Source organism: Rhizobium aouanii (assembly GCF_037002925.1).
Classification (GTDB): Bacteria; Pseudomonadota; Alphaproteobacteria; order Rhizobiales; family Rhizobiaceae; genus Rhizobium; species Rhizobium aouanii.
Genome location: NZ_JBAMYD010000019.1, coordinates 66,446 through 88,519 on the forward strand (window position 1 = coordinate 66,446; position 22,074 = coordinate 88,519).

Consider the following 22,074-nt stretch of genomic DNA (forward strand, 5'->3'; position numbering starts at 1 on the left):
CGCTGCCGGTCTCTCAAACCCGCGGATATCTCGCACGGAATTCGCGAGGGCTGCAGCCCTCGCGTTCGTGAAAGAGCCGCGAAAAATAAAACGGGTCGTCCAGGCCGATCATGGCGGCTATCGTTTCGATCTTTTCGTCGGTGGTTGCCAATAGTTGTTTGGCATGATCCATGCGCGCCCGAAGCTGAAATGCCTTGGGAGGCAGTCCGGTTTCGAGCGTGAACCGCCTGCGCAGCGTGGCCGGAGACATGCCGTGCTCGGCGGCAAAGGCTGCGAGGTCCAACGGTTGCGTCGCCCGCCGCCGTAGCGTTTCCACGATGTCGGCCATATCTCGCCTTTCCTGACGCCGATCGGCCGCGCCGCTTGCCTGTCTGGCGGCTGATATGACGATGCGATGCAGCATCAATGCCGCCGAGGCCTGCCCGAGGTTGGTATCGTCGAGCAGATCGGCATGAAGTTTGCCGAAGAGCCGCACCACCTCGTCGAGATGATGCAGGCCGACGACCGGATGTCGCTCGGCGATGAGCCTCAGCCTCACGAAGTCCCGCGTGAACGACCCTTCGAAAAGCGCCCAGCACTCGTCCCAGCCGCCTTCCTCGGGGCCATAGGAATGCAGGCGGTTGGGAAACAGCCAGAACAGTGCAGGTCCGGTCAGGCTCATACGGCCGGTGGCGGCGGTTTCCAGCCAACCCTGCCCGCGCTCCACCAGCACGACGGCGAAACTCGGTAGTTTCCGGCCCGTCACCGCACGGCGGGCATGCTGCCTGCCGCTGCCGGTGACTGCCAGTCCACCAGCCGCGCCGAGCGGCGTTCGATAGATGGCCTCGGCGTCTCTCATGGTGAGCGAAAAGTCCAGCTATGAATTTTCTCTATGTCGGTTGGCATGCCGGATCAGGTAATTGGTGACAAGCCAACTCAAGCGACGGAGGAGTGAAATGTCAATTGCTGCGGAGGTCAGACAAGCTCGCAAGATGGAATTTCCTCTTGCCGCAAATGGCAGAACCTTACCCGCGGAGCGGATCGCTTGGCTCGCGCCGACCGATCCCGGCATCGGCATCGACGCCATCCGCCGCCGCTACCAGGACAATGGTTATGTCTGGCTGAAAGGCCTTCTGCCGCGGGCCGATGTGATCGATTTCCGCCGCTGGGTTTTCGAACGCCTCGCCGAAACCGGGCTGGTCGAGCCCGGAAGCGATTTTTCGCTAGGCTTGGCGGCTGCCGATGGCTTCGACAAAGGCCTGGCGGACAGGCGCCTGATGTCGCTTGTCCGCTCGGCCGCCTATGAAGGCTTCTGCGCGCAACCGCCGCTCGCCCGCTTCATGGATGATTTCCTGCAGGGCATCTCCTATCTCCACAAGCGCAAGATCATGCGTTTCGTGCAGCCGGGAACGCCGACGGCCACACCCGCCCACTACGATCTCGTCTATCTCCGCGGCGGCACCAGCCGCCTGGTGACGGCCTGGATTCCGATCGGCGACATCCCCACCGAGATGGGCGGCCTGGTCTATCTCGAAGGCTCGCACGCGCTGGGCGTCAGGATGGAGGCCGAGTTCCAGGCCGCAAGCGGCGATCTTTCTGCGGAAGAGCGGGTCAGTGCCTATAACCGCCATATGGCGGAAGGCGGCTGGATCTCGAAAGATCTGCCCGATATGGCGGAGCGCTTCGACACCCGCTGGCTCGCCGCCGATTATGAGGCCGGCGACGTGGTGCTCCACTCGCCCTACATGATCCACGCCTCGACCACCAACCAGGACCGCAGCCGGCGGCTGCGCCTCTCCACCGACATAAGATATCAGAATGTCGACGACGAGATCGACGTCCGCTGGAACAACCATTGGAGCCTCGGCGACATGCTGTAATCCGGCTTTCCAGGGCCTATTCGGCAGAGCCCGATCGTCTGACGTCGATGCCGGCCGCGCGTTAGCCGAGATTCGCGGCCATGTCCGTTTCCTTCCTTTTTGTCGTGCCCGGCCACCTTTGTTGACCGGCGGCCGGTCCGATGGCTGACGAAGGGATGTCGACACAGAAGCGAAGCGGTCGGACCTTACTACCGCGTTAGGCGTTGATGGTCGGAACCTTGAATCGACTCATGACTGACCGACTTATGGATGTAGCCGAACCGCTCGAGTTGCCTCATGCCGCGTACGAACCTGAACGATATTCTGATCTTCATGGCCGTCGTCGATGCCGGAAGCTTTATCGCCGGCGGCCAGGCCGTGGGCCTGTCCCGTTCGGCGGCAGGCAAGGCTGTCACGCGTCTGGAAGACCGGCTCGGCGCGCGCCTGCTCAACCGCACGACGAGGACGTTGAGCCTGACCGACGAAGGCCGGATGTTTTACGAGCGCGGGCTGCAGATCCTTGTGTCGGTCGAAGAGGCGGAAGCGAGCGTGGCGGGGCAGAACAGCACGCCGCGCGGCGTTCTCCGGCTTACCGTTCCCGATGCTTTCGGGCGGCTCGTCGTGCTGCCTTTGCTTGAAAAATATCTTCGGGCCTGGCCCGACATCCAGGTCGAAGTGAACTTCACCGATCGCCTGGCCGACATTGTCGAGGAGGGCTTCGATCTGGCGATCCGGGTCGGCGCAACGGCGACGGACACCCGCCTGGTCTCACGCGTGATCGCCACCTATAAGGCGCGGCTCTGCGCCTCGCCGTCCTATCTCGCCGAGCGCGGCGTGCCGGGCGAAATCGAAGATCTCGCGGCCCACGACTGCCTGATCTTCGCCGGCCGCAATCAAAGGCAGGGCTGGCGTTTTCGCGAGGAAGGCGGTTCCTGGATCAAGGCGCAGGGCCGCAGCCGCCTGCGACTCGACAGCGGCGAGGCGATCCGCGACGCCGCCTTGGCGGGGCTGGGCATCGCACTGCTTCCCGATTTTCTCGTCACCGACGATCTCGCCGCCGGCCGCCTCCGGCAGATCCTGGCCGACTTCGAAACCGACGACGCAAAGATCGTTACGCTCTATCCCGACAAGCGCCTGCTGGAACCACGTGTCCGCCGCTTCATCGATCTGATCGTCGAGGAGCTTGGGCGCGGCTAGAGCTGGACACTTCAGACGAGGCCCTGTCAAACCCGCGAAAGCTCTTCAGCGTCAGCGGCGCAAGCGTTGCCGCGAGATAGGCAATCCCCATCAGGAATAGCGCCGCGGCAAGGCCGAGCGTGCTGATCAGCGCGCCGCCGGCGAGGCCGCCGAAGGGGATGAGGGCGAAGCAGAGGGCGGCGTTCAATGCGGTGACGCGGCCGGTCAGCGGCTTGGGGATGCGCTCGAAGATGACCGCCGACAGGATCGGGTTGAGGAAGCCCGACGCGAAGCCTGCGATGGCGAGTGTCGCAAAGACGAGGCCGATCGGCGCATCCAGCGCGGGAACGAGAAAGCGCGGAAAACCGGTCAGGAGGAAGGCCACCGTATAGACCATCAGTCGCGGCATGCGCTCGCCGATCGCCGCGGCAATCGCCGCGCCTGCGATCGAGGCGCCGGCGAAGGTGGCGAACATCGCACCGAGCAGCTCCGGGCCATGGCCGGCATCCCGTGTCCAGACCGGCAGCAACACGGCATGATAGGCCTGATCGAAGAGATTGGTGATCGCCACCATGGAGGCGATGCTAATGAGCACGGCATCGCCGCGCAGAAAGCGCCAGCCTTCGCGCAGATCCTCGATATAGGAAGCCCGTTCGACCGGTCGAGTTTCGGGCGCAGGCGCGCGCCGCGTCCCCGGTATGCCCGCGGCAACAATCAGTGCGGCGGCGGCGAAGGTGGCGGCATTGACGAGCAGCGCCTGGCCGGGGCCGATCAGCCCGATCAAAGCGCCGGCGCCGGCCGCACCCGCCGTCGAGGCCAGCCGCTCGATGGCGCTCGCAACGCCAGTCACTCGTTCGAGCGGTACATTGGCGAGTGTTGCGATATCGGGAACCATCGCTTGCTTGGCCGCATCGGAGGGGCCGCGTAGCACGCCCATGGCAAAGACGAGCGGCAGCAGCACCGGCATACCGAGCATGCCGAAGAGATCGAGAAGCGGCACCAGAGCGACCACGAGCACCGAAGCGGTGTCGCAGATGATGGCGATGCTCTTGGCGCCGGCGCGGTCGATCAGCGGTCCGCCGAGCGCCTTGGCGACGACATAGGGCAGCATCTCCATCATCGCCGTCAGCCCCGTCAACACGGGGCTGCCCGTCGTGCTCAGCACCAGCCACGGAATGGCGATGGTCGAAAGCCGCGTGCCGGAGAGCGAAAACGTCTCGGCAGCCGCGAGCGCCAGGAACGGCCGGCCCCGTCTCACGGCTTGTCCTCCCCTTCGCGATGCGGAAGGCGCCCCGGATAGGGAAAGGCGTGCAGCATGACATAAAAGGGAACCATGCCGGCTTCCCGAGATGCCGCCTCCCCGAGCGCTGGGGCCGTCCGCATCGCCTCCATGATGATGTCACGCAGCCGTTTCGTCAGGGCCTCGGCCTGATCAGCCGTCATCGGGATGATGATGTCGTCGGCGGCCGTCGCCTTGCGCCATTCGGCCGGCAGCTCGGCATATTCCTCCAGCGCCTGCTGCATCTGGCCGACCTGCAGCGAGAGTGCGGCCTGGTTGAAGGCGATGTCGAGATCGAGCGCCTCCCCTTCGGCTTCGCTCGCCGGCACCGAGGTCAGCTCGTGGCTGGCGCGCCACCAGCGGTCGCGCCGCGAGGCATGCGGCGCCTCCTCGATGAAGCCGTATTGGGCAAGCTGGCGCAGATGATAGCTCGTCGCGCCGCTGTTCAGGCCGAGCCGCGCGGCAAGCTGCGTCGCCGTGGCAGGCCCATCGATCCTGAGCATGCCGAGCATGCGCAGCCGGACAGGATGCGCCAGCGCCTTCAGCGCGGTCGGCTCAGGCACGACCCGGCTGACGGTGCGGGCAGCGGCGGCATCTGCGGCAGGTTTAGTGTGCGGATGTTTCATGCCCGAAGCATATAATCGCAAACATATCTTTGCAAAGTTTTCTTTGCAAAATATCTGACGGTTGTGGAAGGCGCTCGAAAACCGGCTTTTGATCTAGCCAAGCATGACCACGCATCCTAGACCATCACCGTGATCGGCATGATGCGAGGGGCAAGAGGATGGCTGAGGACGCGCAGAAAAACATCGGCACGTGGTATATCGATCCCGACGCCGAAGACCGGATGGCCGATGGACATGCGCCCATCTGGCGCCACCTGATCGGCCTCATTCTCGAGCGGGACCTGACGGACAAGAGCGTGCTCGATTTCGGCTGCAATCAGGGCGGCCTGCTGCGCCATCTCTATGCGATCCGCCCCTTCCGCAAGGCGCTCGGCATCGACATCGCCGAAACCTCGATCGCCAAGGCGGAGACGCTGAAAGGCAATTTGCCGATCCAGCACCAGGTCGGCGGCCGGCTGGAAGGTTGGGCTGAGGAATTCGATCTGGCCATCAGCCACGAGGTCATCTACCTCGTTCCCGATATCGACTCCCACGCCTCCGAGATCTGGCGGGCACTGAAGCCAGGCGGCGTCTATTATGCGGTGACGGGATGCCATACCGACAACCCGCTCTGGCCGAAATGGCGCGAGCTCGTCGCCAACCGCACCAACACCGTCGTCCAGGACCGGTCGATCACCGATTATGGCCGCGCCTTCGAAAAGGCGGGCTTCGACGTCTCCGCCCGCAAGCTCGAATATGACGGCTTCATTCCCTTCGTCGCAGACGGCTGGACGCCTGATTTCGCCGATGCGCTGAATTACTACACGCAGACGAAAATCGTCTTCAGGCTGGTGAAGCGCTAATCTCCGTTTCGGATCGCTGAAGCCTCATGAGCTCGACGTCGAAATGCGGCGGGCTGTCCGGACCGACCTGGACGAAGCGGCCCCTGACGCGGAAGATTTGCTGGATCAGGTCGCATTCGGCCAACTCGTGCGGTGCGCCGTCAAATCTGAGCTGTCCCTTTTCGAGCAGCGAGATGCGGTCGCTGACGGCGATTGCCTGATTGATGTCGTGGATCGCCATGACGACGGTGACGCCCTTTTCCCGGCTCAGACGGTGCACCAGGTCAAGCACTTCGACCTGGTAGCCGATATCGAGGAAGGACGTCGGCTCATCGAGCAACAGGATCTCCGCTTCCTGCGCAAGGGCGGCTGATATCCACGCCCTTTGCCGCTCGCCCCCGGACAGTTCCCGAAGGCTGCGATCGGCAAGTCCTGTAAGTCCTGTGCTTTCGAGCGCCCATTCGATCGCCTTCTCGTCGCGGCTGTCATAGGAGCGGAACAGACCGACATGCGGATAGCGGCCTTGCCGGACGAGCTGGGCGACAGTCATCTCGTCCGGTGCGGCCGGCTGCTGCGGCAGGAATGCCAGCCTCCTCGCCAGCAATTGCCGCGACATCGAGGCGACGGCAACGCCATCCAGCAACGCCCTACCCTCCGCCGGTCTAATCAGGCCTGCCAGCGCGTGCAGCGCCGTGCTCTTGCCCGAGCCGTTCGGGCCGATCAGCGCGCGAATTTCGCCCTTCTCCAGCGAAAGCCTGAAATTGCTGAGGGCCTTTCGCTGGCCGTACGTGACCGAGAGGTCTGAACAGGACAATGGCATATTCGGCCTCACATGGTTTTGCGTAGCAGCGCGAGCAGAAGCGGCACGCCGAAAACGGCCGTGACCACTCCGATCGGAATTTCCTCGGCCTGCCCGAGCAGCCGGCCGATCAGATCGCCGAGCGTGACGATGATGGTGCCGAGCAGGATCGTCAGGGCAAGCGACAGCATGAAATTGCGCCCCGCCAGGAAACGCGCGAGGTGCGGCACGATGAGCCCGACGAAGACGATCGGGCCGACCGCCCCGACGGCGCTCGCCGCAAGCGCGCACGAGACGACGAGCACGGTCGAAAACTGCCGACGGTACGCAAGACCGAATGACCGGGCGACGGGCGCATCGAACTGCAGCAGCATCAAAGGTCGATAGATAATCGGCAGCACAGCCAGCCCGGCAATCGTGAACGGCAGCAGGAACAGGGCATGATCCCAGCTACGGGCGTAAAGGCTGCCCGACAGCCATTCGAGGATGATTTCGATGCGGGCCGACCCCCACCCGGCGATGAGGCCGATCGCCAGCGCATGCAGCACCGCGCCGACCGCCACGCCGCAAAGCGTGATGCGCAGCGCACTCAAGCCGAGACGAAAGGCCAGCAGGTAGATGACGCCGCCGGAGAGCATGCCGCCGGCGAGCCCGGCAGCGGGCAGCCAGGCGACCGGCAGCTCGGCAAGCGTGTTCGAGCCGGGCTGGAAGATATAGACGGTGAACAGCAGGAAGATCGTGACGGAGAGCGTCGCCCCTTGCGACACGCCCATCAGCGACGGATCGGCCAGCGGATTGCGGGTGATCGTCTGCAGCAGATATCCCGCCAGCGAAAAATGGATGCCGGCCAGAATGCCGGTGGCGATGCGCGGCAGCCGGATATCGAGGATGATCAGCCGCGCTTCCGCCGAGCCGCCGCCGGTCAGAACGGCCGCGACATCGGCTATAGGAATATCGGCGACGCCGAGGAATACCGCCGCCGCAAGCGAAAGGACCGCCAATACGGCAAGCGCGGCGGCCATGCCGAGGCTTGCCGAACCGGCCGATATCGACGCACGGGCGCTCATGGCGCCTCACCTGCAAGACTCAGCCGCCCGCGCTGGACGAGATAGATGAAGAGCGGACCACCAAGCAATGCGGTGACGATGCCGACCGGCAACTCACGCGGGATAGCGATGCTACGCGCAAAAACATCGGCGACCGTCACGATCAGCGCGCCGAGAGCGGCACTCAACCCGATCTCCCATCCCGTGCCGCCCGGTTTGAGCAGCCGGGCGATATGAGGAGCGGCAAGACCGACGAAAGCGACCGGTCCGGCGATCGGCGCGACGCCCGCGACCGGAATGACGGCAAGAATGAGAATGAGCGGCTTCCATAGGCCGAGCTGCAGGCCCATGCCGGCCGCCGCGTGATCGCTCAGCATGAACATGCCGATCACGCGCCGCAGAACCAGCGCCCCGACGACGCCGGCGACCGTCCAAGGCAGCATGTAAAGAAGATGCGACCAGGTGCGCCCCTGGAAGCCGCCAGCCAGCCAGAAGAGCAGCGATGCCGATTGCGGCCCGGTCAGTAAAAGCACATAGGTGGTGATCGCGCCGAGGAAGAGCGAGACGCTGACGCCGCCGAGCGCAAGCTGCAGTGGCCGCCCCTGCCCGCCGTGCGACACCCAGAATGTCACCGAGGCAGCCGCGAGCCCGCCGGCAAGGCCGATAAAGGGATAATAGGCCGGCGAAAGCCAGGGCAGAAAGACGAAACAGCAGACGATCGGCGCAACCGCCCCCGAGGTCACGCCGGTAATGCCGGGATCGGCCAGTGGATTGCGTGTCAACGTCTGCAGCACGTAGCCGGAAACGGCAAGCCCCGCCCCACCGGCCGCCGCCGCCAGACTGCGCGGCAGACGCAGCGTCCAGACGAGAATGGAGTCGATCTTGCCATCAGGCGCCAGCAGTACGCGCAGCACGGTCTCGACCGAAAGCGTCTTGGCGCCAACGAGCAGCCCGAGCATCGCCGCCAGCACAGCGGCGACGACAATGAGCCCTATGGCCAGGAAGGATTGCCGGGGGCTCATCGCAGATATTGTCCCGACTTTAGTTCTGCACTTCGGCCGGGATCAGCTTGGCGGCTTCCGCCTTGACGTCGACGGCCGGGAACGTGTCGGGATAGAGATAATGTGCGGCCTCGCGCAGCACGATTTGGCGGGCGATCGGGCCATTGGTCTCGACCCACTGGTCGCCGACATAGAAGACGCGGTTGTTCTTCACCGCAGACAGCTGCGACCAGATCGGGTTGCTCTCGTGCGGACGATCCGGGCCGGAATCGTAGACGAAGATAACCTCCGGGTCCTTTTCGAGCATCGTTTCCAGGCTGAGATCGATGCCGAACTCGCCGCCCGGGGTCTTCGGCCCAGGAACATTGTCGCCGCCAATCGCCGCCACGATCGAGGCCGACGTGTTTTCCGTGTGGAAAGCGAAAGGCGTTGCGCCGCCCCACATGATCATGAAGCGCGGATGAATATCCTTCGGCGCCTTGGCGGCAAATTCTGCCAGATGCTTGCGGAAATCGGCGTTCAGTTGCTCGCCGCGTTCAGGCTTGCCGAGCAGCTTCGAAAGGGCGGCGGTTTCGCTGTAGCTCTCTTCGAGCAGTTCCATGTTGTAGGCGACATAGGGTGCGATGTTCTGAAGCTGCGCCGCGTTGCCGACCGTGTAGCGGCGGATCGCAATGATGAGATCCGGCTTCGCCTCGGAGAGAAGCTCGAGATTGGGCTTGGCGCGCTGGCCGATCTGCTTCATCTCAGAGGTGAGGCCAAGCAGGAAGGCAGGCTCGCGGCCTGCCGTCATATAGGTGCTGGCGACCGGCTTGATACCGAGCGCCAGGGCGACGTCATCGGCGAAATAGGAAATCGAGGCGATCCGCTTCGGCTGTGCCGGGACTTCCACCGTAACGCCGCGGTCATCCACGATCGAGACTTTTTTGTCGTCATCGGCGTAAGTGGCCCCTGCCATCAGCAGTGCCGACAGCCCCAGGGCAGAGAAAAATGTGCGTTTGTATCGAGCCATATTTGAAACCTCCCGTCCAATGTGCGGACAGGCTTTAACCAAAAAAGCGGAGTGTTACAATCATGATTTTTGGATGCAATTTCCCGGATAGACAAAGTCGCGGCTGGGAGAAACCGTCACATATCCGGCACCATCGGGCAGTGTCCTTTTGACGGCTCAATCCTCCGGCAGGGTGAAGACCGTGCAAGGGTCGGCGATGCCGCGCAAGGTGTGCTCTCCGAGCGGTGTCAGTATCGTCGCCGTATTTGCTGCCACCGCGCCTGAGATCAGCACGCTTCGGCCGAGCGGCTTGCACTGCCCTTCCAGCCGGCTGACCAGATTGACCGCGGGGCCGATGGCGGTAAAGTCCAGCCGGTCGGCAGCACCAATATTCCCCCACAGGATCTCGCCGAAATGCAATGCTGCGCCGAAGGGCAGCGGCGCCAGCCCCTGCGCTTGGCGCACCTGGTCGAGATGGGCCATGCCGGCACGGCTCGCGGCAACCGCACGAAGGGCGGCCTCGCAGGCCTCGCGATCCCCTCGGGCAGCGTCTGCCTCGACCGACGCAGCCGTGACCGGAAAGATCGCCAGCACGCCGTCGCCCATGAACTTCAGCACCTCGCCGCCGAAAGCATGCACGGCGCCTGCGACGCGGTCGAACCATGCGTCGAGCGTCGCGATCATCGCGTGCGGCTCCGTCACCTCCGAAAGCGCGGTGAAATCGCGCAGATCGGCGCAGAGAAGAGCGGCACGTATGGTCTCGCCGGTGCCGCGGGCAAGCTCGCCGGCCTGCACCCGGGCGGCACTACGCCGGCCGAGATACGCTTCGAGCAGGGCTGCCCGCGCCTCCCGCGCCGCGAGCGCTGCGAGCGGCGCGGCGGCAAAACGCGCGACCTCGCGCAGCCGGTCGGCTTCAACCGGAGCGAATGCGCCCGCCCCTGCCCGGTTGTCGATACCCGCCCAGCCGAGCATGGGACTATCCTGCGAAGGCCCTATTCGCTCCTCCCATACCGGCCCGAGCCCGGTCAGCCAGTCGCGCCCGGCCTCGCTCTGCGGAGCCGCGGCAAAGGCCAGCGCCTCGATGACAGCACCGGTCTCGGCCCTCCACAACCAGGTGCGCCGCGCAATGATCGGATGCGGCACCGAAAGCGTCAGCGTGCCGCCGGAAAGCGGCAGTCCGTCGGCCAGCAGCCGGCGCCCGAGCTCGGCCAAAAACCGTTCGGGACCAGGCGAGGCTCCGGCCTCGTCAACCAACCAGGCAAGGGGAGACGGCAGATCCATCGCTTAACATCGCACGCCCACATGGACGTCCGCAAGGACATCCCCGGGGTGATCGTGGAGACGTTTCCAGCGACTCGGCCTGTCGCCTCGCAAAAGCCGTCCGCATCAGCTGTCGAAAACCATTCAGCGCGGTGGAAAACAAAAAATAAACACTTTAAACTTGCGCGACTTTGATTCCATTATGGGGTCGTTCGTCATCGTGTGATTGAGGGGTACGATGGGCACGATATTCTGGCCGAAAGATCCGTTGGATGGGAATGACATGACGCTGCTGACGTCGATCCTTCGGCGATGGTGCGAAAGATATCAGGTCGAGCTGACGGCGGAGGAGAGCAGCCGCAAGGCGAAGGAACTCGTCGAATGGTTCGAATTTGGCGTCAAGGATCCGGTCGAGCTCGAAGAACTGATCGACGACAAGTACTGGCTCGTCAGCAGGATCTGACCGTATCGGACAAATCAGGAGGACGCTGCCGGTCAGCGTCGCGAAGCTGTCTCATCAGAAAAGGCCGGGCGAAAAATCGCTCCGGCCTTCGTCCATCTACAACTAAGCGAGACCCTTAGTCATCATCCCGCCAACGGCGGTCGCGATCCCAACGCCGCTCATGGCGCCAGCGCGGACCATCCCAATCCCGGTGACGCCGCTCCCAGCCCCAGCGGGGCGGGCCGCCGTAAAAGGCTACCGGCGGCGGGCGTCTCCAGTTTCGTCGGCATTCGCCCCAGCGCGTCAAATGCCAGCCGCGACCGCAGGCGTAGTCGACCTTTGTGATATTGCTCTGGACATTGATTGTCCCCATCGGCATCGCCTGCGCTGTGCCGAACGAGAGGCTGCCAGCGAGCAAGGCAGCCGCGATAGAAAGTGCCTTCATCGAGAACTCCATTTCAATCCAGCCGTCCACACCTTATGACCGCCAAATTGAACTGGAGATGAACTGCGCGTTCATGTTTGCGGGAGCAAAAGGAGCGCTTCCGCACGGCTGGTCCGAGCGCTCGCCGACCGCTATTGTCGCAACGGCAAGCGCTTCAGAGATGCCCCGCCGCCCGCAAAAAATTGTTCATGTCCTGCCGTAAAAAGGATCGGGACCCGGATCGCGACCGGCGGCAACCTCTGTCAGCCGTCCGAGATAATGTGCCCAGCCTTCCGCATGGCCGGCGCATTGCTCGGCGCTCGGCAGGCCGCTATGGGTGAGCCGCAGCAGCGTTCCGCCCCCCTGCTCGATCAGGTCGATCTCGACCAGGCTCGACCCCGGCGGCACCACCTCGCTGCCGTCCCAGCCGAAGCTGTAGGCAAGGCGATGAACCGGCACCACCTCGCGAAACGAGCCGCGCGCAAAGCGCGCGCCGGTAACGTTGACGAGATAGAGCCCGCCGGGCTGCGGCTCGACCTGCGCCTCCGTTCCCATCCAGCGCAGGATCTTTTCCGGGTCGGTCATCAACGCGAACACCGCAGCCGGCGGCGCCGCGATATGCGCCTCGCGGTGGACGACAAAGGGGTCTTGCATCTCTCTCTCCCATGGTTTCCACGGCCCTGCCCGTCTCCGGTGGAGACGGCGCAGCCTGTCTTGCCGTGCTATTCTGACGTGAATGTCCTCACGCACAGCATGTAAGCGCAAGCCCATCCTCCGCAAGAGGGCTTGCCCGTTGCGATCGACGAACAAGCGAAATCGCCGCGTCGGGAGCGCTGATCCAGCATTAGTCGCGAAGCATTTCGGCCTATTGCCAGCCCGTCACCTTCCCCCTATTGTTCGCGCCGTTCTCAGGGCGGGGTGCAAGTCCCTACCGGCGGTATGCAATTTCGATTGCGAGCCCGCGAGCGCCTTCTCAGGAAGGGTCAGCAGATCAGGTGAGATGCCTGAGCCGACGGTCATAGTCCGGATGAAAGAGAACGTGCGTTCCCGCCGCCTTTGCGGCTGTCGGGGACGTTCGTGATCGCCTTGGGTGATGTGTCGTCTGTTCGCCAAAGGAGATTACCATGACACCCACCCGCTATGCCTTCGTCAAAGCCAGCTGGCACGCCGATATCGTCGACCGCGCGCTAGATGGCTTCCATCAGCTTATTCCGCCCGAGCAGATCGATGTGTTCGATGTTCCCGGCGCATTCGAGATGCCGCTGCTGTCGCGCGATCTTGCGGCAACCGGACGCTATGCCGCTGTCGTTGCCGCCGCCTTCGTCGTCGACGGCGGAATCTACCGCCACGAATTCGTCGCCCAGGCCGTCGTCGATGGGCTGATGCGCGCCGGCATGGATACCGGTGTGCCGGTGCTGTCGGTTTCGCTGACGCCGCATCAGTATCAGGAAACCGAACACCACAAGCAGATCTACCGCGCGCATTTCGTCGAGAAAGGGCGCGAGGCAGCAAAGGCGGCTCTGACGATCGGCAAAACCCGCGCCGCTCTCGCTGCGTAGGAACTTCCTGCACGCCGGCTCGACGAGCCGCAGGACGACAGACGAAGGTGGCGGGGAACCGACCCCGCCGCCTCATCGGATCGACATGACCTCACCAACCGCACGAATCGAGAGCGACGCGCCGTGTGTCGTAGCGGAATCCGCCAATACCGGCCAAATCAGACAGAATAATTGATTCGACGACCCCACCGCGCCGTGGTCAACTTGGCCCGTCACGTGTCCGCAATTCTCAAGACATCCAGAACCCAAGGAGCTTAAGATGAGCAATGCACTGCGCAGCGAAACCCCCATTGAAACCCCGAGAACACAACCCGTCGACACCAAGCTCGAAGTGGTCGTCATCCCCGTTTCCGACGTCGACCGCGCCAAACGTTTTTATGACGGCCTGGGCTGGCGGCTCGACGCCGACTTCGCCAATGATGCCGATTTCCGTGTGATCCAGTTTACCCCGCCGGGCTCCGGCTGCGCGATCATCTTCGGCAAGAACGTCACCGCCGCAGCCCCCGGCTCCGCCCAGGGGCTCTATCTTATCGTCTCCGACATCGAGGCCGCCCGCCGCGACTTGATCGCCCGCGGCGTCGAGGTCAGCGAAGTCTTCCATGACGCAGCCGGCGTCTATGCCGGCAAGGACGAACCCTATCTGTTCGGGCGGCTCCGCATTGCCGGCCGCGATCCCGATCACCGCAGCTACCGCTCCTTCGCCTCCTTCAAGGACCCCGATGGCAACGGCTGGCTGTTCCAGGAGGTCACCACGCGCCTGCCGGGGCGCATCGACGCCGACGGGACGACATTCACCACCTCGACCGATCTCGCGTCAGCCATGCGCCGCGCGGCGACCGCGCACGGCGAACACGAGAAGCGAAACGGCGGCAAACACGACGAGAACTGGCCGGACTGGTACGCCGAATACATGGTCAGCGAACAGGCCGGCAAGCAGCTACCCTTATAGGCAAGGGCGGCGCCAGACGGCGACATCATTCGAGAAAAACATCCCGACGGGTCCAGCTCCTTTGCCGGGCTCGCCGGTCTGCGGGGCTGGATCTCAGCCGCCATACCACATCCGCCGCAGCAGCTGGTCACCGCGGACGAACTGGTGGTAGAGCGCGGCGCCGGCATGGAAGACCAGCAGGCCGACAAGCAGGAAGGCGCCGAACCCATGCGGGCCACGCGGCGGATAGGCGGTGAAATCAGGCAGCGTGGCGCCGGCTGCCCCGAAGACGGCGGGAGCAGCCCCGCTGAGGATCATCATCCCGATGCCGCTGGCGACCATGGCGAGAATGAAGATGTAGAAGGCGACGTGAACAAAGCCCGCCAGGCGCGCCTGCCAGCGAGGCGATGCCGCCACCGGCGCAGGCTTGCGATCGAAACGCCACCACCAGACGATGCGAAGAGCCGTGAGAAGCAGGACGACGACCGCCACCGGAATGTGGAAACGCAGCAGCCCTGCCTTGGTCGCGGCATCCATGGCGTTGGCGGCCCGGAAGCCGGAGCCGAGCAGTGCCAGGATCAAAACCGCGCTCAGCCAGTGGATCGAGACCGCTATTGCGCCATAGCGATCAGGCCTGCTCTTCAACATCTCCATGTCCTTCCAGTTTGCTGCGCAGCGCCTTCATGACGGCATGCGCGGTTTTGAGATCCTCGACCTGAAGCCCTTCCGAGAGCATGTCGACCCAGGGCGCCTGCAGGTGCATAGCGGTTTCATATGCCTGTTTTCCCCTCTCGGTCAGCACGACGAGCTGTGCCCGTCGGTGATGCGGGTTGGGCTGGAATGCCAGAAGCCCTTCCTTTTCCAGATCGTTGACGATGCGCTGGACGTTCTGGCGATTGGCCCCCATGTCGCGCGCCAGCCAAGCGACCGGTTGTGGCCGGCCTGCTGTGACGACGGTGCCGAGGACATGCCAGCGGGCGCTGGTCAGGCCGAGCCCGTCGACGAGCTTGTCGCCCGCGTTGATCATCCGGTTGTTGAGCCGGAAGAGATCCAGAATGAGGTCGGTCAAAGCTGTTCCAGCCGGGGTCCGTTGGGGTTCTCGCATTTGTCACCATATAGCTATATTGACATCATAGTGTCAAATTGAATATGTATCTATATTACCAGATTGACATCATGTAACCAAATCAGATGGAGTCGCTCATGCGCCCGATGGACCCTGCCTTCCCGATCGATCGCCAAATCGCGATCGATGCCTTCGCGATCGTCCTCATCAACCTCTTCACCCTCGACAAGGCCGACGAGCAGGCCTTCCTTGATGCCTGGCAGGCCGATGCCGCCTTCATGAAACGGCAGCCGGGCTTCATCTCGACCCAGATGCATCGAGCCATCGGCGAAAGTCCTGCTTATCTCAATTATGCCGTCTGGGAATCGACCGCCGACTTCCGTGCGGCATTCTCGCATCCGGAGTTTCGAGCGAAGCTCTCGGCCTATCCGTCCTCGGCGGTCGCCTCCCCGCACCTCTTCCAGAAGGTCGCCGTGCCGGGCATCTGCGTGGCATAAGCAAAGCGGCAGAGGCATGGCAGGAGGAGGGAACGAGGCTTACGCTGAGTCATCGAGCGTCGGAATGATCTCGGCCTCCGGCTCGCCGGAAACTGTCACTGAGATGCGGAAGACATCTGCGACGTCATCCAATCGGAAAATGCGAGCATGGCCGCTGTTGGCGGCCTTGATTGAAGTCGGGTTAGCCAGTAGCTCCCCAACGATATGGTCGTAGGAAAAGGTTGTCTTATAGCCCCTGACGACAAATGCCTGGAAAACATCGACGGCGGCGCCAGAGCGATCCCCAGCCCTTGCAGGGCCGCCTCCATCATCGCCAGCGAAGAGTCGAAGACGATACCTGCGTTTATCTGTGCTGCCGGAGGAACGTTCGCTGCCGCGAACCACGTGCTCCATTCGTCCGCCCTGTAGCTCCGCAAAAGCGTCGCCTCGACCAGGTCTGCAGGCGACCTTAAACGCTCGGCCAATTTGGGTGTGCACAGAGGAGAGAGCGGAGCGTCGAACAGACGCAGTGCCTCTGTGCCGTGCCAGGAGCCGCTTCCGAAGCGAATGGCAAAATCCAGTCCCTCGGCCGCCATATCGACGCGATTATTGTTTGTCGAAATGCGCACATCGATGAACGGGTGCTGCCGTTGAAAATCCGAAAGCCTTGGCAACAACCAGCCGACGGCAAACGTCCCGACCACGCCCAGGAACAGCAATTCCCGAACCTGCCCGGCTTCAATCCGGTCCAGCGTAATCGCCATCTGATCGAAGGAATTGGTCAAGGTCGGCAAAAGAGCTTCGCCTTCTGCGGTGATTTTCAAGCCTCTTGGGAGGCGCTGAAAAAGCGCAGCCCCCAATCGCTTCTCCAGGCTTTTGACCTGCTGGCTGACAGCCGCCTGGGTAACACAAAGCTCGATCGCGGCACGGGTGAAGCTGAGATGTCTTGCCGATGCTTCGAAAGCTCTCAGGCCATTTAAGGGGAGGAATTGGCGAACCATCTTAGCCCTAGATTTTCTTGGATCTCCTCCGAGATATCATCGTTTGCTGCTGCAAAACAGTGCCGTTAAATGCCGTCCTCATGCGCCTTTGCGTTGATGAAGCTGCTTTTAGAGGATGAAGAAATGAAGCGTGATTGGATAGGAATTCTATCGGCCGCATTGGTCTCCACATGCATTTCCACAAGTGGCTTTGCGGCTGACGAGCTGAAACTGAAAGCCATCTCGGACGCCGCGATAAAACCAGTCATGGATAAATACGGCATTCCGGGCATGGCCGTTGCCATCACCGTTGACGGACAGAACCACATCTTCAACTACGGCGTCGAGTCGACGGACGCAGGCAGGCCCGTCACCCCTGCAACCATGTTCGAACTGGGATCGATCAGCAAAACTTTTACAGTCACCCTCACCTCTTACGCGGACGTGACCGGCCAACTTTCGCTGTCGGACAAGGCAAGCAAATATCTTCCGGCGATGAAAGGAAGACCCTTCGGCGATGTCGCGCTGATGAATTTGGGCACGCACACAGCTGGCGGATTTCCGCTGCAAGTTCCCGATGAAGTCAAAACCGAAAAACAGCTGATGGAGTATTTCGCAGGCTGGAAACCATCATATGCCGCCGGAACGCACCGAACATACGCCAATCCAAGCATCGGCGTGCTCGGATATATAACGGCGAAAAGCATGGGCAAAGATTTCGCAGCTCTTATGGAAGACCAATTGTTTCCTTCTCTCGGACTGACGAGCACCTATATCAATGTGCCGAAATCGAGAATGGCCGACTATGCCCAAGGCTACAAGCGAAGCGGCGAGCCGGCTCGGATGACACCCGCCACTCTTTCGTCCGAGGCCTATGGAGTGAAATCCACGGCAGGCGACATGATCCGGTTCATCGACGCGAATATGGGACTGGTCGAATTGGACGATAAGCTCCAGCAGGCGATCACCAATACGCACACGGCATACTTCGATGTCGGCGCGATGGCCCAGGACCTTATTTGGGAACAGTATTCCTATCCTGCGACATTGACGACGTTGATGGACAACAATTCCAGCGCGATGCTCAAGACCATTCCCGTCAAGCAACTGATGCCGGCAATGAAACCGCGCGACGATGTCTGGATCAATAAAACCGGCTCAACGAATGGTTTCGGCGCATATGTCGCGTTCGTCCCGAAAGAGCGGCTCGGTATCGTCATTCTGGCCAACAAAAACTATCCCAACGAGGACCGCGTCTCCGCCGCTTACCAGATACTGACTGATATAATTTCGGCGCGCTGATCCGGTAGAGCATGATGCCGAAAAGTGTGCGCGGTTTTCGGACGACATCATGCTCTAACTATGTAATTCAGAACAGGATTGAGATTTTAGGCCGACCCGGTCTAAGATCATCCTGTTCTGGTATCAACGGTCGAAAATATCACGCCACTGCTTCTCACCGATCAGGCAGTCGGTACCCGTCTCGGCGCCGGCTGTTTTCTGCACCGTCGCCGGCGGGGAAAAGCCGCTGATCTCCAGTACCAGCTTGCGGCGCACGGCAACGGCGAAATCCTCGATTTTGCGGACCGGCAGCACGAAGGCGCCGGGACCGCCGATCACGCAATCCGCATAATATTTATCGAGCCCGTTGGGCGCATCGGAGGGCCGCAGCATGATGGCGAGGCCATTGATGATCATGCCGGCTTCCACCGCCTTGTCGCGGACGGGGGTGACAGGATCGCCGGAATTGTTCGGCCCATCGCCGGAGACATCGATCACCTGCCGCCTGGACTGAAAGGGGCTGGAAACGATCATGCTGGCGCCCTGGGCAATCGCGGTGGAGATCGATGTGCGCCGCTGCGTGGCAATCGGCCGGGCTTCGAGTTTATCGGCAAAAGCGATCGCATCCTCTTCCGTCTCGATCACCTGCCAGTCGATGACGGAATCCTGGACGACATAGCCTGCCCATTCGAAATAGCTGATGGCGATGCGACCGGTCAGCCCGCCCTTGACCGCGTCGATGAATTCCTTGTGCTTGAGCGCTTCGACATAACCCTCGCGCTGGATGCCGATCTCCTCGAAGTCCATCGACCGCGAGGTGTCCACAGCAAGCACGAGGGTCACATCGACCTCGCTTCCCCCCGCCTGCGCGATGGGGACGAGGCCGGAAAGACCCATAAGCACCGCAAGTGTCGTCAGCATTGGCAATCCAATCCCTGCGCCATCCAAGCCAGCGAACTCTAACACAGCTTGGCGGACACTGGACGCTCGCCCACCCGCACGGCTTCAATTTTCGGTGATGGAATTGGAAGCCTTCAATGCAAGGGCAGCCACAAGGGGGTCTTCCATGCTTTCAGCGCCTCGAGAAAGACCTGCAATCGGGAGGGCAGGAAGCGGCGCGTGGGATAGACGGCGTGCACGAAAATTTCCTCGGACGACCAGTCCGGCAACAGGCGGACGAGTTCGCCTCTTCTGATCTGTTCGTCGCAATAGGTCGAAGGCAGCAGGCCGATGCCGTGTCCGCGATAGGTGAAGGCGCTCACCGCATCGAAATCCCGGCTCGATACCGGCCCCGACACATGCAGGCGAACCGATTTGCGACGGCTCACGAGATGCCATTCCGCCTCGCCGTTGCGGCCGTTCAAGAGCACGCACTGATGGTCCTTCAGGTCTTCGGGCTTCAAGGGAAGCACCCTGCCCTTCAGATAGTCCGGTGCGGCGACCAGATAGCGCACGCTCTTGCCGAGCCGCTGGGCGACGATGGAGGAATCCTTGAGTTCGCCGAAGCGGACGGCGAGATCGACATTCTCGGCGATCAGATCGAGAAACAGGTTGGTGACGAAGAGATCGACCTGGATATTGGGATAGGTCTTCAGGAAGGATGAGATGAATTCGTAGAAGACCTCCTGCCCGAAGATCACAGGCACGGAGATCTTCAGCAGACCTTCCGGTTTTCTCTGTGTCTCGGTGAGCGCCTGCTCGGCATCGAGGAGATGCGCGAGCGGTTCGCTGCACCTGTCGTAATAGGCCCGGCCCTGCGCGGTCAGGCTCAGCTTGCGGGTCGTCCGCTGCATGAGCGTCACGCCGAGCTGCTCCTCCAGCGACGTCACCTTCCGGCTGACGGTCGATACCGGCATGCTGAGGGAATGGGCAGCGCGGCTGAAGCTGCCATACTGCGCCACCTTCACGAAAACGGCGATGTCGTTCAGATCGGCCATGCGCTGATTTTTGCATGGGCGCAAAAGAGAATCCAGATATTTCCATCTAATCAGGTAATGGAGCTTTCGCCATATTCACCTTGCGAAAACAACCACAACCGATGGAGGCGCATTCGCAGCAGCCCCATCTCGAGCAACCCCGCCTTTGCAACCGCAGGGCCCGCATTGCCCGAACCAGATTATGGAGATCAGCATGACTACGAGAAAAACAGTCATCGTCACGGGCGCCTCCCAGGGTATCGGAGCCGGCCTCGTCAACGCCTTCATCCAGCGCGGCTACAATGTCGTCGCCACCTCGCGCCAGGTCAGCGCCTCGGAGGCTTTCCAAGCCTCGGACAGGCTGGCGCTTGTCGATGGCGACATTGGCGATGCCGAAACCGCAGCGCGGGTGGCAAGGACCGCAATCGACCGCTTCGGCTCGATCGACGGCCTCGTCAACAATGCCGGCATTTTCCTGGCTAAGCCGTTCGTCGATTTCACGATGGCCGACTTCCAGAAATTGTCCTCGACCAATCTCGAAGGCTTCATCCACCTGACCCAACAGGTCGTCAGGCAGATGCTCGCGCAGAAAACGGGCGGCAGCGTCGTCAGCATCACCACCCCATTGACCGATCATCCGATCGCCGGCTTCTCCGCCTCAGTCTCGATGATGACGAAGGGCGGCATCAACGCCATCTCCAAGAACCTGGCGATGGAATATGCGAGCGAGAAAATTCGCTTCAATATCGTCGCTCCCGGTGTGGTCGACACGCCGTTGCACAAAGACAACCCGAAGGACTTCCTGAGCACGCTGTCGCCGATGGCAGGCATTTCCAACGTCGAGGAGATCGCCGATGCCGTCGTCTTCCTCACCGAAGCTCCGCGCATAACCGGGGAGGTGCTGCACGTCGACGGCGGCGCACATCTGGGCAAATGGTAGGCCATGCGAAAGCTGAGGCAGCCGGCGCGGAACGGCGGCTGCGGGAACTCGGCATCGCCCTTCCCCCACCGCCGACGCCCTTGGGCGCCTATGTCGAGGCGGTCAGAACCGGCAAGCTGGTCTTCTTCAGCGGTATGCTGCCGGTCGTCGACCGCAAGCCCCGCTATATCGGCCGCGTCGGCGGCGCGCTGACGGCCGAAGACGGCAGGAAGGCCGCCGAGGCAGCGACCCTTAGCGCCCTTGCGGCCGCCAGGGAATATCTCGGTTCGCTGGACAGGGTGGCGAAGGTCGTCAAGCTCGGCGTCTATATCGCCACCGAAGGCGATTTTCGCGACCACCCAAAGGTCGCCGACGGGGCATCCGAAATGCTGCTCCAGGTCTTCGGCGAAGACAAACTCTCCGGCCGAATTGTCCTCGGCGTGGCCAGCCTGCCGTTAGGCGTGCCGATCGAGCTCGAGCTCGTTCTCGAGATCGAAGATTGAACGGGCGGGCGCGCCTCGGCGCGCCCTGCATTCTTGGCCGCCTGCGCTCAGCGCATTCGCTGGCTTCGCCGTCTACTCCCTCACACGGCAATCAACAGCAGCACATAGGCGATCACGCTTACCATCAGCCCACGAAACGCGAAGGTGACGCAGCGGTATTTGTTGCGGGCGATGGCCGAAAGAATGTTGGCGTTTTCGAGATATTGGTCGAAGAGGTAGCGCTCGTCACGGCGAAGCGCGGCCTCGAAGAACATATCGCGATGATCAGGCCAGGCGCCCCAGAATAGCGAGGTGGAGGTGCCGAGACGCCGCGGCAGCACGACAAGAATCGCCGACAGGATCGAGAAGACCGAGGCCGAGGCAAGCAGGCCGGAAAAGAGCATGCTGCCCGGTGTGCCGCCGGTGTAACGCCCCAGGCTGAACACGGCCCTCACCTCGCTGGAACTCACCAGAAAGGCGAGCATGAAAGTAAAGATATAGGCAGCCTTTTGGTCGGATATCTTGATTTGATCATAAAATATATCATTGATTTTCTTGATATGATCGAAATACTCGGTGCTAACGTCCCCGCTCGAGGGCTTGCTCAGCATAACCTCAGTGGCATTTTCGAATTCGCTCACCTGAATACTCCATCCCCTAAAGTGTTTCCCTGATATTACACTTCGCGACGAAAGCAAGAACACGTGTGCAACATGCTTGACTTTTCCACTCTACACGGACAAAGGGGAAGCGGGGTATGGGGTCGA

At 62.2% G+C, this 22,074-nt stretch carries 26 protein-coding genes and 1 riboswitch; of the genes, 10 read left to right on the forward strand and 16 right to left on the reverse strand.

Features of this window, described 5'->3' with window-relative positions:
* Positions 1–13 precede the first annotated feature (13 nt).
* Entirely contained in the window at positions 14–838 is an 825-nt protein-coding gene (locus V8P77_RS28285; protein WP_335915393.1) for a helix-turn-helix transcriptional regulator, read from the reverse strand.
* Positions 839–935: 97 nt separating this feature from the next.
* Between V8P77_RS28285 and V8P77_RS28290 the strand changes: the two genes are divergently transcribed.
* On the forward strand, positions 936–1,859 hold the full coding sequence (locus tag V8P77_RS28290; protein ID WP_335915394.1) for a phytanoyl-CoA dioxygenase family protein: 924 nt from the start codon (positions 936–938) through the stop codon (positions 1,857–1,859).
* A gap of 276 nt (positions 1,860–2,135) precedes the next feature.
* Entirely contained in the window at positions 2,136–3,035 is a 900-nt protein-coding gene (locus tag V8P77_RS28295; protein WP_335915395.1) for a LysR family transcriptional regulator, read from the forward strand.
* Here V8P77_RS28295 and V8P77_RS28300 read toward each other — a convergent pair.
* Together V8P77_RS28300 and V8P77_RS28305 are read right to left on the reverse strand one after the other, a co-directional pair.
* The gene (locus V8P77_RS28300) at positions 2,998–4,272 is read right to left on the reverse strand and encodes an MFS transporter (RefSeq protein ID WP_335915397.1); all 1,275 of its coding nucleotides are present in this window, start codon (positions 4,270–4,272) and stop codon (positions 2,998–3,000) included. The two genes, V8P77_RS28295 and V8P77_RS28300, sit on opposite strands and share 38 nt — an antisense overlap.
* Positions 4,269–4,919 carry a winged helix-turn-helix domain-containing protein gene (locus tag V8P77_RS28305; protein ID WP_335915398.1) on the reverse strand — a complete coding sequence of 217 codons (651 nt, stop codon included), beginning with the start codon at positions 4,917–4,919 and terminating at the stop codon, positions 4,269–4,271. Before V8P77_RS28305 ends, V8P77_RS28300 begins: the two co-directional genes overlap by 4 nt.
* 158 nt (positions 4,920–5,077) lie before the next feature.
* Here V8P77_RS28305 and V8P77_RS28310 point away from each other — a divergent pair, with 158 nt between their 5' ends.
* Positions 5,078–5,761, forward strand: a complete 684-nt coding sequence (locus V8P77_RS28310; protein WP_335915399.1) for a class I SAM-dependent methyltransferase — start codon at positions 5,078–5,080, stop codon at positions 5,759–5,761.
* Here V8P77_RS28310 and V8P77_RS28315 read toward each other — a convergent pair.
* From V8P77_RS28315 to V8P77_RS28335, 5 genes are all read right to left on the reverse strand, one after another.
* The gene (locus V8P77_RS28315; RefSeq protein WP_335915401.1) at positions 5,742–6,560 is read right to left on the reverse strand and encodes an ABC transporter ATP-binding protein; all 819 of its coding nucleotides are present in this window, start codon (positions 6,558–6,560) and stop codon (positions 5,742–5,744) included. The genes V8P77_RS28310 and V8P77_RS28315 overlap by 20 nt on opposite strands.
* Before the next feature lie 8 nt (positions 6,561–6,568).
* Complete coding sequence (locus tag V8P77_RS28320; RefSeq protein WP_373694616.1) at positions 6,569–7,561, reverse strand: FecCD family ABC transporter permease; 993 nt, start codon at positions 7,559–7,561, stop codon at positions 6,569–6,571.
* Positions 7,562–7,602: 41 nt separating this feature from the next.
* Positions 7,603–8,607 carry a FecCD family ABC transporter permease gene (locus V8P77_RS28325; protein ID WP_335915403.1) on the reverse strand — a complete coding sequence of 335 codons (1,005 nt, stop codon included), beginning with the start codon at positions 8,605–8,607 and terminating at the stop codon, positions 7,603–7,605.
* 19 nt (positions 8,608–8,626) lie between these two features.
* Positions 8,627–9,595, reverse strand: a complete 969-nt coding sequence (locus V8P77_RS28330) for an ABC transporter substrate-binding protein (protein WP_335915404.1) — start codon at positions 9,593–9,595, stop codon at positions 8,627–8,629.
* Positions 9,596–9,751: 156 nt separating this feature from the next.
* Positions 9,752–10,855, reverse strand: a complete 1,104-nt coding sequence (locus V8P77_RS28335) for an adenylate/guanylate cyclase domain-containing protein (protein ID WP_335915405.1) — start codon at positions 10,853–10,855, stop codon at positions 9,752–9,754.
* Positions 10,856–11,072: 217 nt separating this feature from the next.
* Here V8P77_RS28335 and V8P77_RS28340 point away from each other — a divergent pair, with 217 nt between their 5' ends.
* Positions 11,073–11,297, forward strand: coding sequence for a hypothetical protein (locus V8P77_RS28340; RefSeq protein ID WP_003541104.1), 225 nt, complete (start codon positions 11,073–11,075; stop codon positions 11,295–11,297).
* Positions 11,298–11,412: 115 nt separating this feature from the next.
* Here the strand turns inward: V8P77_RS28340 and V8P77_RS28345 are convergent, their stop codons facing one another.
* Together V8P77_RS28345 and V8P77_RS28350 are read right to left on the reverse strand one after the other, a co-directional pair.
* Positions 11,413–11,721, reverse strand: a complete 309-nt coding sequence (locus V8P77_RS28345; RefSeq protein WP_027668710.1) for a GCG_CRPN prefix-to-repeats domain-containing protein — start codon at positions 11,719–11,721, stop codon at positions 11,413–11,415.
* Positions 11,722–11,907: 186 nt separating this feature from the next.
* Positions 11,908–12,354, reverse strand: coding sequence for an SRPBCC family protein (locus tag V8P77_RS28350; RefSeq protein WP_180694672.1), 447 nt, complete (start codon positions 12,352–12,354; stop codon positions 11,908–11,910).
* A 246-nt stretch (positions 12,355–12,600) separates the two neighbouring features.
* Positions 12,601–12,743: riboswitch (FMN riboswitch) on the forward strand.
* 81 nt (positions 12,744–12,824) lie between these two features.
* On the opposite strand from V8P77_RS28350, the gene V8P77_RS28355 reads away from it, so the two are divergent.
* The gene (locus tag V8P77_RS28355) at positions 12,825–13,259 is read left to right on the forward strand and encodes a 6,7-dimethyl-8-ribityllumazine synthase (protein ID WP_077978672.1); all 435 of its coding nucleotides are present in this window, start codon (positions 12,825–12,827) and stop codon (positions 13,257–13,259) included.
* Positions 13,260–13,518: 259 nt separating this feature from the next.
* A complete protein-coding gene (locus tag V8P77_RS28360; RefSeq protein WP_017961134.1) occupies positions 13,519–14,208 on the forward strand; it encodes a VOC family protein in 690 nt (229 codons plus the stop codon).
* Between the two features lie 93 nt (positions 14,209–14,301).
* On the opposite strand, the gene V8P77_RS28365 is transcribed toward V8P77_RS28360, so the two are convergent.
* Together V8P77_RS28365 and V8P77_RS28370 are read right to left on the reverse strand one after the other, a co-directional pair.
* On the reverse strand, positions 14,302–14,835 hold the full coding sequence (locus tag V8P77_RS28365) for a cytochrome b (protein WP_335915409.1): 534 nt from the start codon (positions 14,833–14,835) through the stop codon (positions 14,302–14,304).
* Positions 14,816–15,292 (reverse strand): MarR family winged helix-turn-helix transcriptional regulator, encoded by a 477-nt coding sequence (locus tag V8P77_RS28370; protein ID WP_335915410.1) that lies wholly within the window; start codon positions 15,290–15,292, stop codon positions 14,816–14,818. The genes V8P77_RS28365 and V8P77_RS28370 overlap by 20 nt, the downstream gene beginning before the upstream one ends.
* A 98-nt stretch (positions 15,293–15,390) precedes the next feature.
* On the opposite strand from V8P77_RS28370, the gene V8P77_RS28375 reads away from it, so the two are divergent.
* A complete protein-coding gene (locus V8P77_RS28375; protein WP_373694614.1) occupies positions 15,391–15,750 on the forward strand; it encodes an antibiotic biosynthesis monooxygenase family protein in 360 nt (119 codons plus the stop codon).
* A gap of 95 nt (positions 15,751–15,845) precedes the next feature.
* On the opposite strand, the gene V8P77_RS28380 is transcribed toward V8P77_RS28375, so the two are convergent.
* Positions 15,846–16,730 (reverse strand): LysR family transcriptional regulator, encoded by an 885-nt coding sequence (locus tag V8P77_RS28380; RefSeq protein WP_222259066.1) that lies wholly within the window; start codon positions 16,728–16,730, stop codon positions 15,846–15,848.
* A gap of 123 nt (positions 16,731–16,853) precedes the next feature.
* Here V8P77_RS28380 and ampC point away from each other — a divergent pair, with 123 nt between their 5' ends.
* Positions 16,854–18,011 (forward strand): class C beta-lactamase, encoded by a 1,158-nt coding sequence (gene ampC / locus V8P77_RS28385; protein WP_335915412.1) that lies wholly within the window; start codon positions 16,854–16,856, stop codon positions 18,009–18,011.
* Positions 18,012–18,134: 123 nt separating this feature from the next.
* Here the strand turns inward: ampC and V8P77_RS28390 are convergent, their stop codons facing one another.
* Positions 18,135–18,911 carry a DUF1194 domain-containing protein gene (locus V8P77_RS28390; RefSeq protein WP_335915413.1) on the reverse strand — a complete coding sequence of 259 codons (777 nt, stop codon included), beginning with the start codon at positions 18,909–18,911 and terminating at the stop codon, positions 18,135–18,137.
* A gap of 113 nt (positions 18,912–19,024) precedes the next feature.
* The gene (locus V8P77_RS28395; RefSeq protein ID WP_335915414.1) at positions 19,025–19,927 is read right to left on the reverse strand and encodes a LysR family transcriptional regulator; all 903 of its coding nucleotides are present in this window, start codon (positions 19,925–19,927) and stop codon (positions 19,025–19,027) included.
* Between the two features lie 193 nt (positions 19,928–20,120).
* On the opposite strand from V8P77_RS28395, the gene V8P77_RS28400 reads away from it, so the two are divergent.
* Both V8P77_RS28400 and V8P77_RS28405 read left to right on the forward strand, forming a co-directional pair.
* Complete coding sequence (locus tag V8P77_RS28400) at positions 20,121–20,846, forward strand: SDR family NAD(P)-dependent oxidoreductase (RefSeq protein WP_335915415.1); 726 nt, start codon at positions 20,121–20,123, stop codon at positions 20,844–20,846.
* Entirely contained in the window at positions 20,840–21,328 is a 489-nt protein-coding gene (locus tag V8P77_RS28405) for a RidA family protein (RefSeq protein ID WP_335915416.1), read from the forward strand. Before V8P77_RS28400 ends, V8P77_RS28405 begins: the two co-directional genes overlap by 7 nt.
* A gap of 80 nt (positions 21,329–21,408) precedes the next feature.
* Here the strand turns inward: V8P77_RS28405 and V8P77_RS28410 are convergent, their stop codons facing one another.
* Entirely contained in the window at positions 21,409–21,948 is a 540-nt protein-coding gene (locus V8P77_RS28410; protein WP_335915417.1) for a Pycsar system effector family protein, read from the reverse strand.
* Between the last annotated feature and the right edge of the window lie 126 nt (positions 21,949–22,074).

Bases quoted from the DNA above. Each gene is read 5' to 3' on its own strand.
- V8P77_RS28360 (WP_017961134.1), top strand. From the start codon at position 13,519: ATGAGCAATGCACTGCGCAGCGAAACCCCCATTGAAACCCCGAGAACA.
- V8P77_RS28295 (WP_335915395.1), top strand. From the start codon at position 2,136: ATGCCGCGTACGAACCTGAACGATATTCTGATCTTCATGGCCGTCGTC.
- V8P77_RS28400 (WP_335915415.1), top strand. From the start codon at position 20,121: ATGACTACGAGAAAAACAGTCATCGTCACGGGCGCCTCCCAGGGTATC.
- V8P77_RS28345 (WP_027668710.1), bottom strand. From the start codon at position 11,721: ATGAAGGCACTTTCTATCGCGGCTGCCTTGCTCGCTGGCAGCCTCTCG.
- V8P77_RS28405 (WP_335915416.1), top strand. From the start codon at position 20,840: ATGGTAGGCCATGCGAAAGCTGAGGCAGCCGGCGCGGAACGGCGGCTG.
- V8P77_RS28355 (WP_077978672.1), top strand. From the start codon at position 12,825: ATGACACCCACCCGCTATGCCTTCGTCAAAGCCAGCTGGCACGCCGAT.
- V8P77_RS28375 (WP_373694614.1), top strand. From the start codon at position 15,391: ATGCGCCCGATGGACCCTGCCTTCCCGATCGATCGCCAAATCGCGATC.
- ampC (WP_335915412.1), top strand. From the start codon at position 16,854: ATGAAGCGTGATTGGATAGGAATTCTATCGGCCGCATTGGTCTCCACA.
- V8P77_RS28305 (WP_335915398.1), bottom strand. From the start codon at position 4,919: ATGAAACATCCGCACACTAAACCTGCCGCAGATGCCGCCGCTGCCCGC.
- V8P77_RS28390 (WP_335915413.1), bottom strand. From the start codon at position 18,911: ATGCTGACGACACTTGCGGTGCTTATGGGTCTTTCCGGCCTCGTCCCC.
- V8P77_RS28310 (WP_335915399.1), top strand. From the start codon at position 5,078: ATGGCTGAGGACGCGCAGAAAAACATCGGCACGTGGTATATCGATCCC.
- V8P77_RS28350 (WP_180694672.1), bottom strand. From the start codon at position 12,354: ATGCAAGACCCCTTTGTCGTCCACCGCGAGGCGCATATCGCGGCGCCG.
- V8P77_RS28290 (WP_335915394.1), top strand. From the start codon at position 936: ATGTCAATTGCTGCGGAGGTCAGACAAGCTCGCAAGATGGAATTTCCT.
- V8P77_RS28380 (WP_222259066.1), bottom strand. From the start codon at position 16,730: ATGGTTCGCCAATTCCTCCCCTTAAATGGCCTGAGAGCTTTCGAAGCA.
- V8P77_RS28285 (WP_335915393.1), bottom strand. From the start codon at position 838: ATGAGAGACGCCGAGGCCATCTATCGAACGCCGCTCGGCGCGGCTGGT.
- V8P77_RS28325 (WP_335915403.1), bottom strand. From the start codon at position 8,607: ATGAGCCCCCGGCAATCCTTCCTGGCCATAGGGCTCATTGTCGTCGCC.
- V8P77_RS28330 (WP_335915404.1), bottom strand. From the start codon at position 9,595: ATGGCTCGATACAAACGCACATTTTTCTCTGCCCTGGGGCTGTCGGCA.
- V8P77_RS28395 (WP_335915414.1), bottom strand. From the start codon at position 19,927: ATGGCCGATCTGAACGACATCGCCGTTTTCGTGAAGGTGGCGCAGTAT.
- V8P77_RS28335 (WP_335915405.1), bottom strand. From the start codon at position 10,855: ATGGATCTGCCGTCTCCCCTTGCCTGGTTGGTTGACGAGGCCGGAGCC.
- V8P77_RS28340 (WP_003541104.1), top strand. From the start codon at position 11,073: ATGGGCACGATATTCTGGCCGAAAGATCCGTTGGATGGGAATGACATG.
- V8P77_RS28315 (WP_335915401.1), bottom strand. From the start codon at position 6,560: ATGCCATTGTCCTGTTCAGACCTCTCGGTCACGTACGGCCAGCGAAAG.
- V8P77_RS28320 (WP_373694616.1), bottom strand. From the start codon at position 7,561: ATGGCCGCCGCGCTTGCCGTATTGGCGGTCCTTTCGCTTGCGGCGGCG.
- V8P77_RS28370 (WP_335915410.1), bottom strand. From the start codon at position 15,292: ATGCGAGAACCCCAACGGACCCCGGCTGGAACAGCTTTGACCGACCTC.
- V8P77_RS28365 (WP_335915409.1), bottom strand. From the start codon at position 14,835: ATGTTGAAGAGCAGGCCTGATCGCTATGGCGCAATAGCGGTCTCGATC.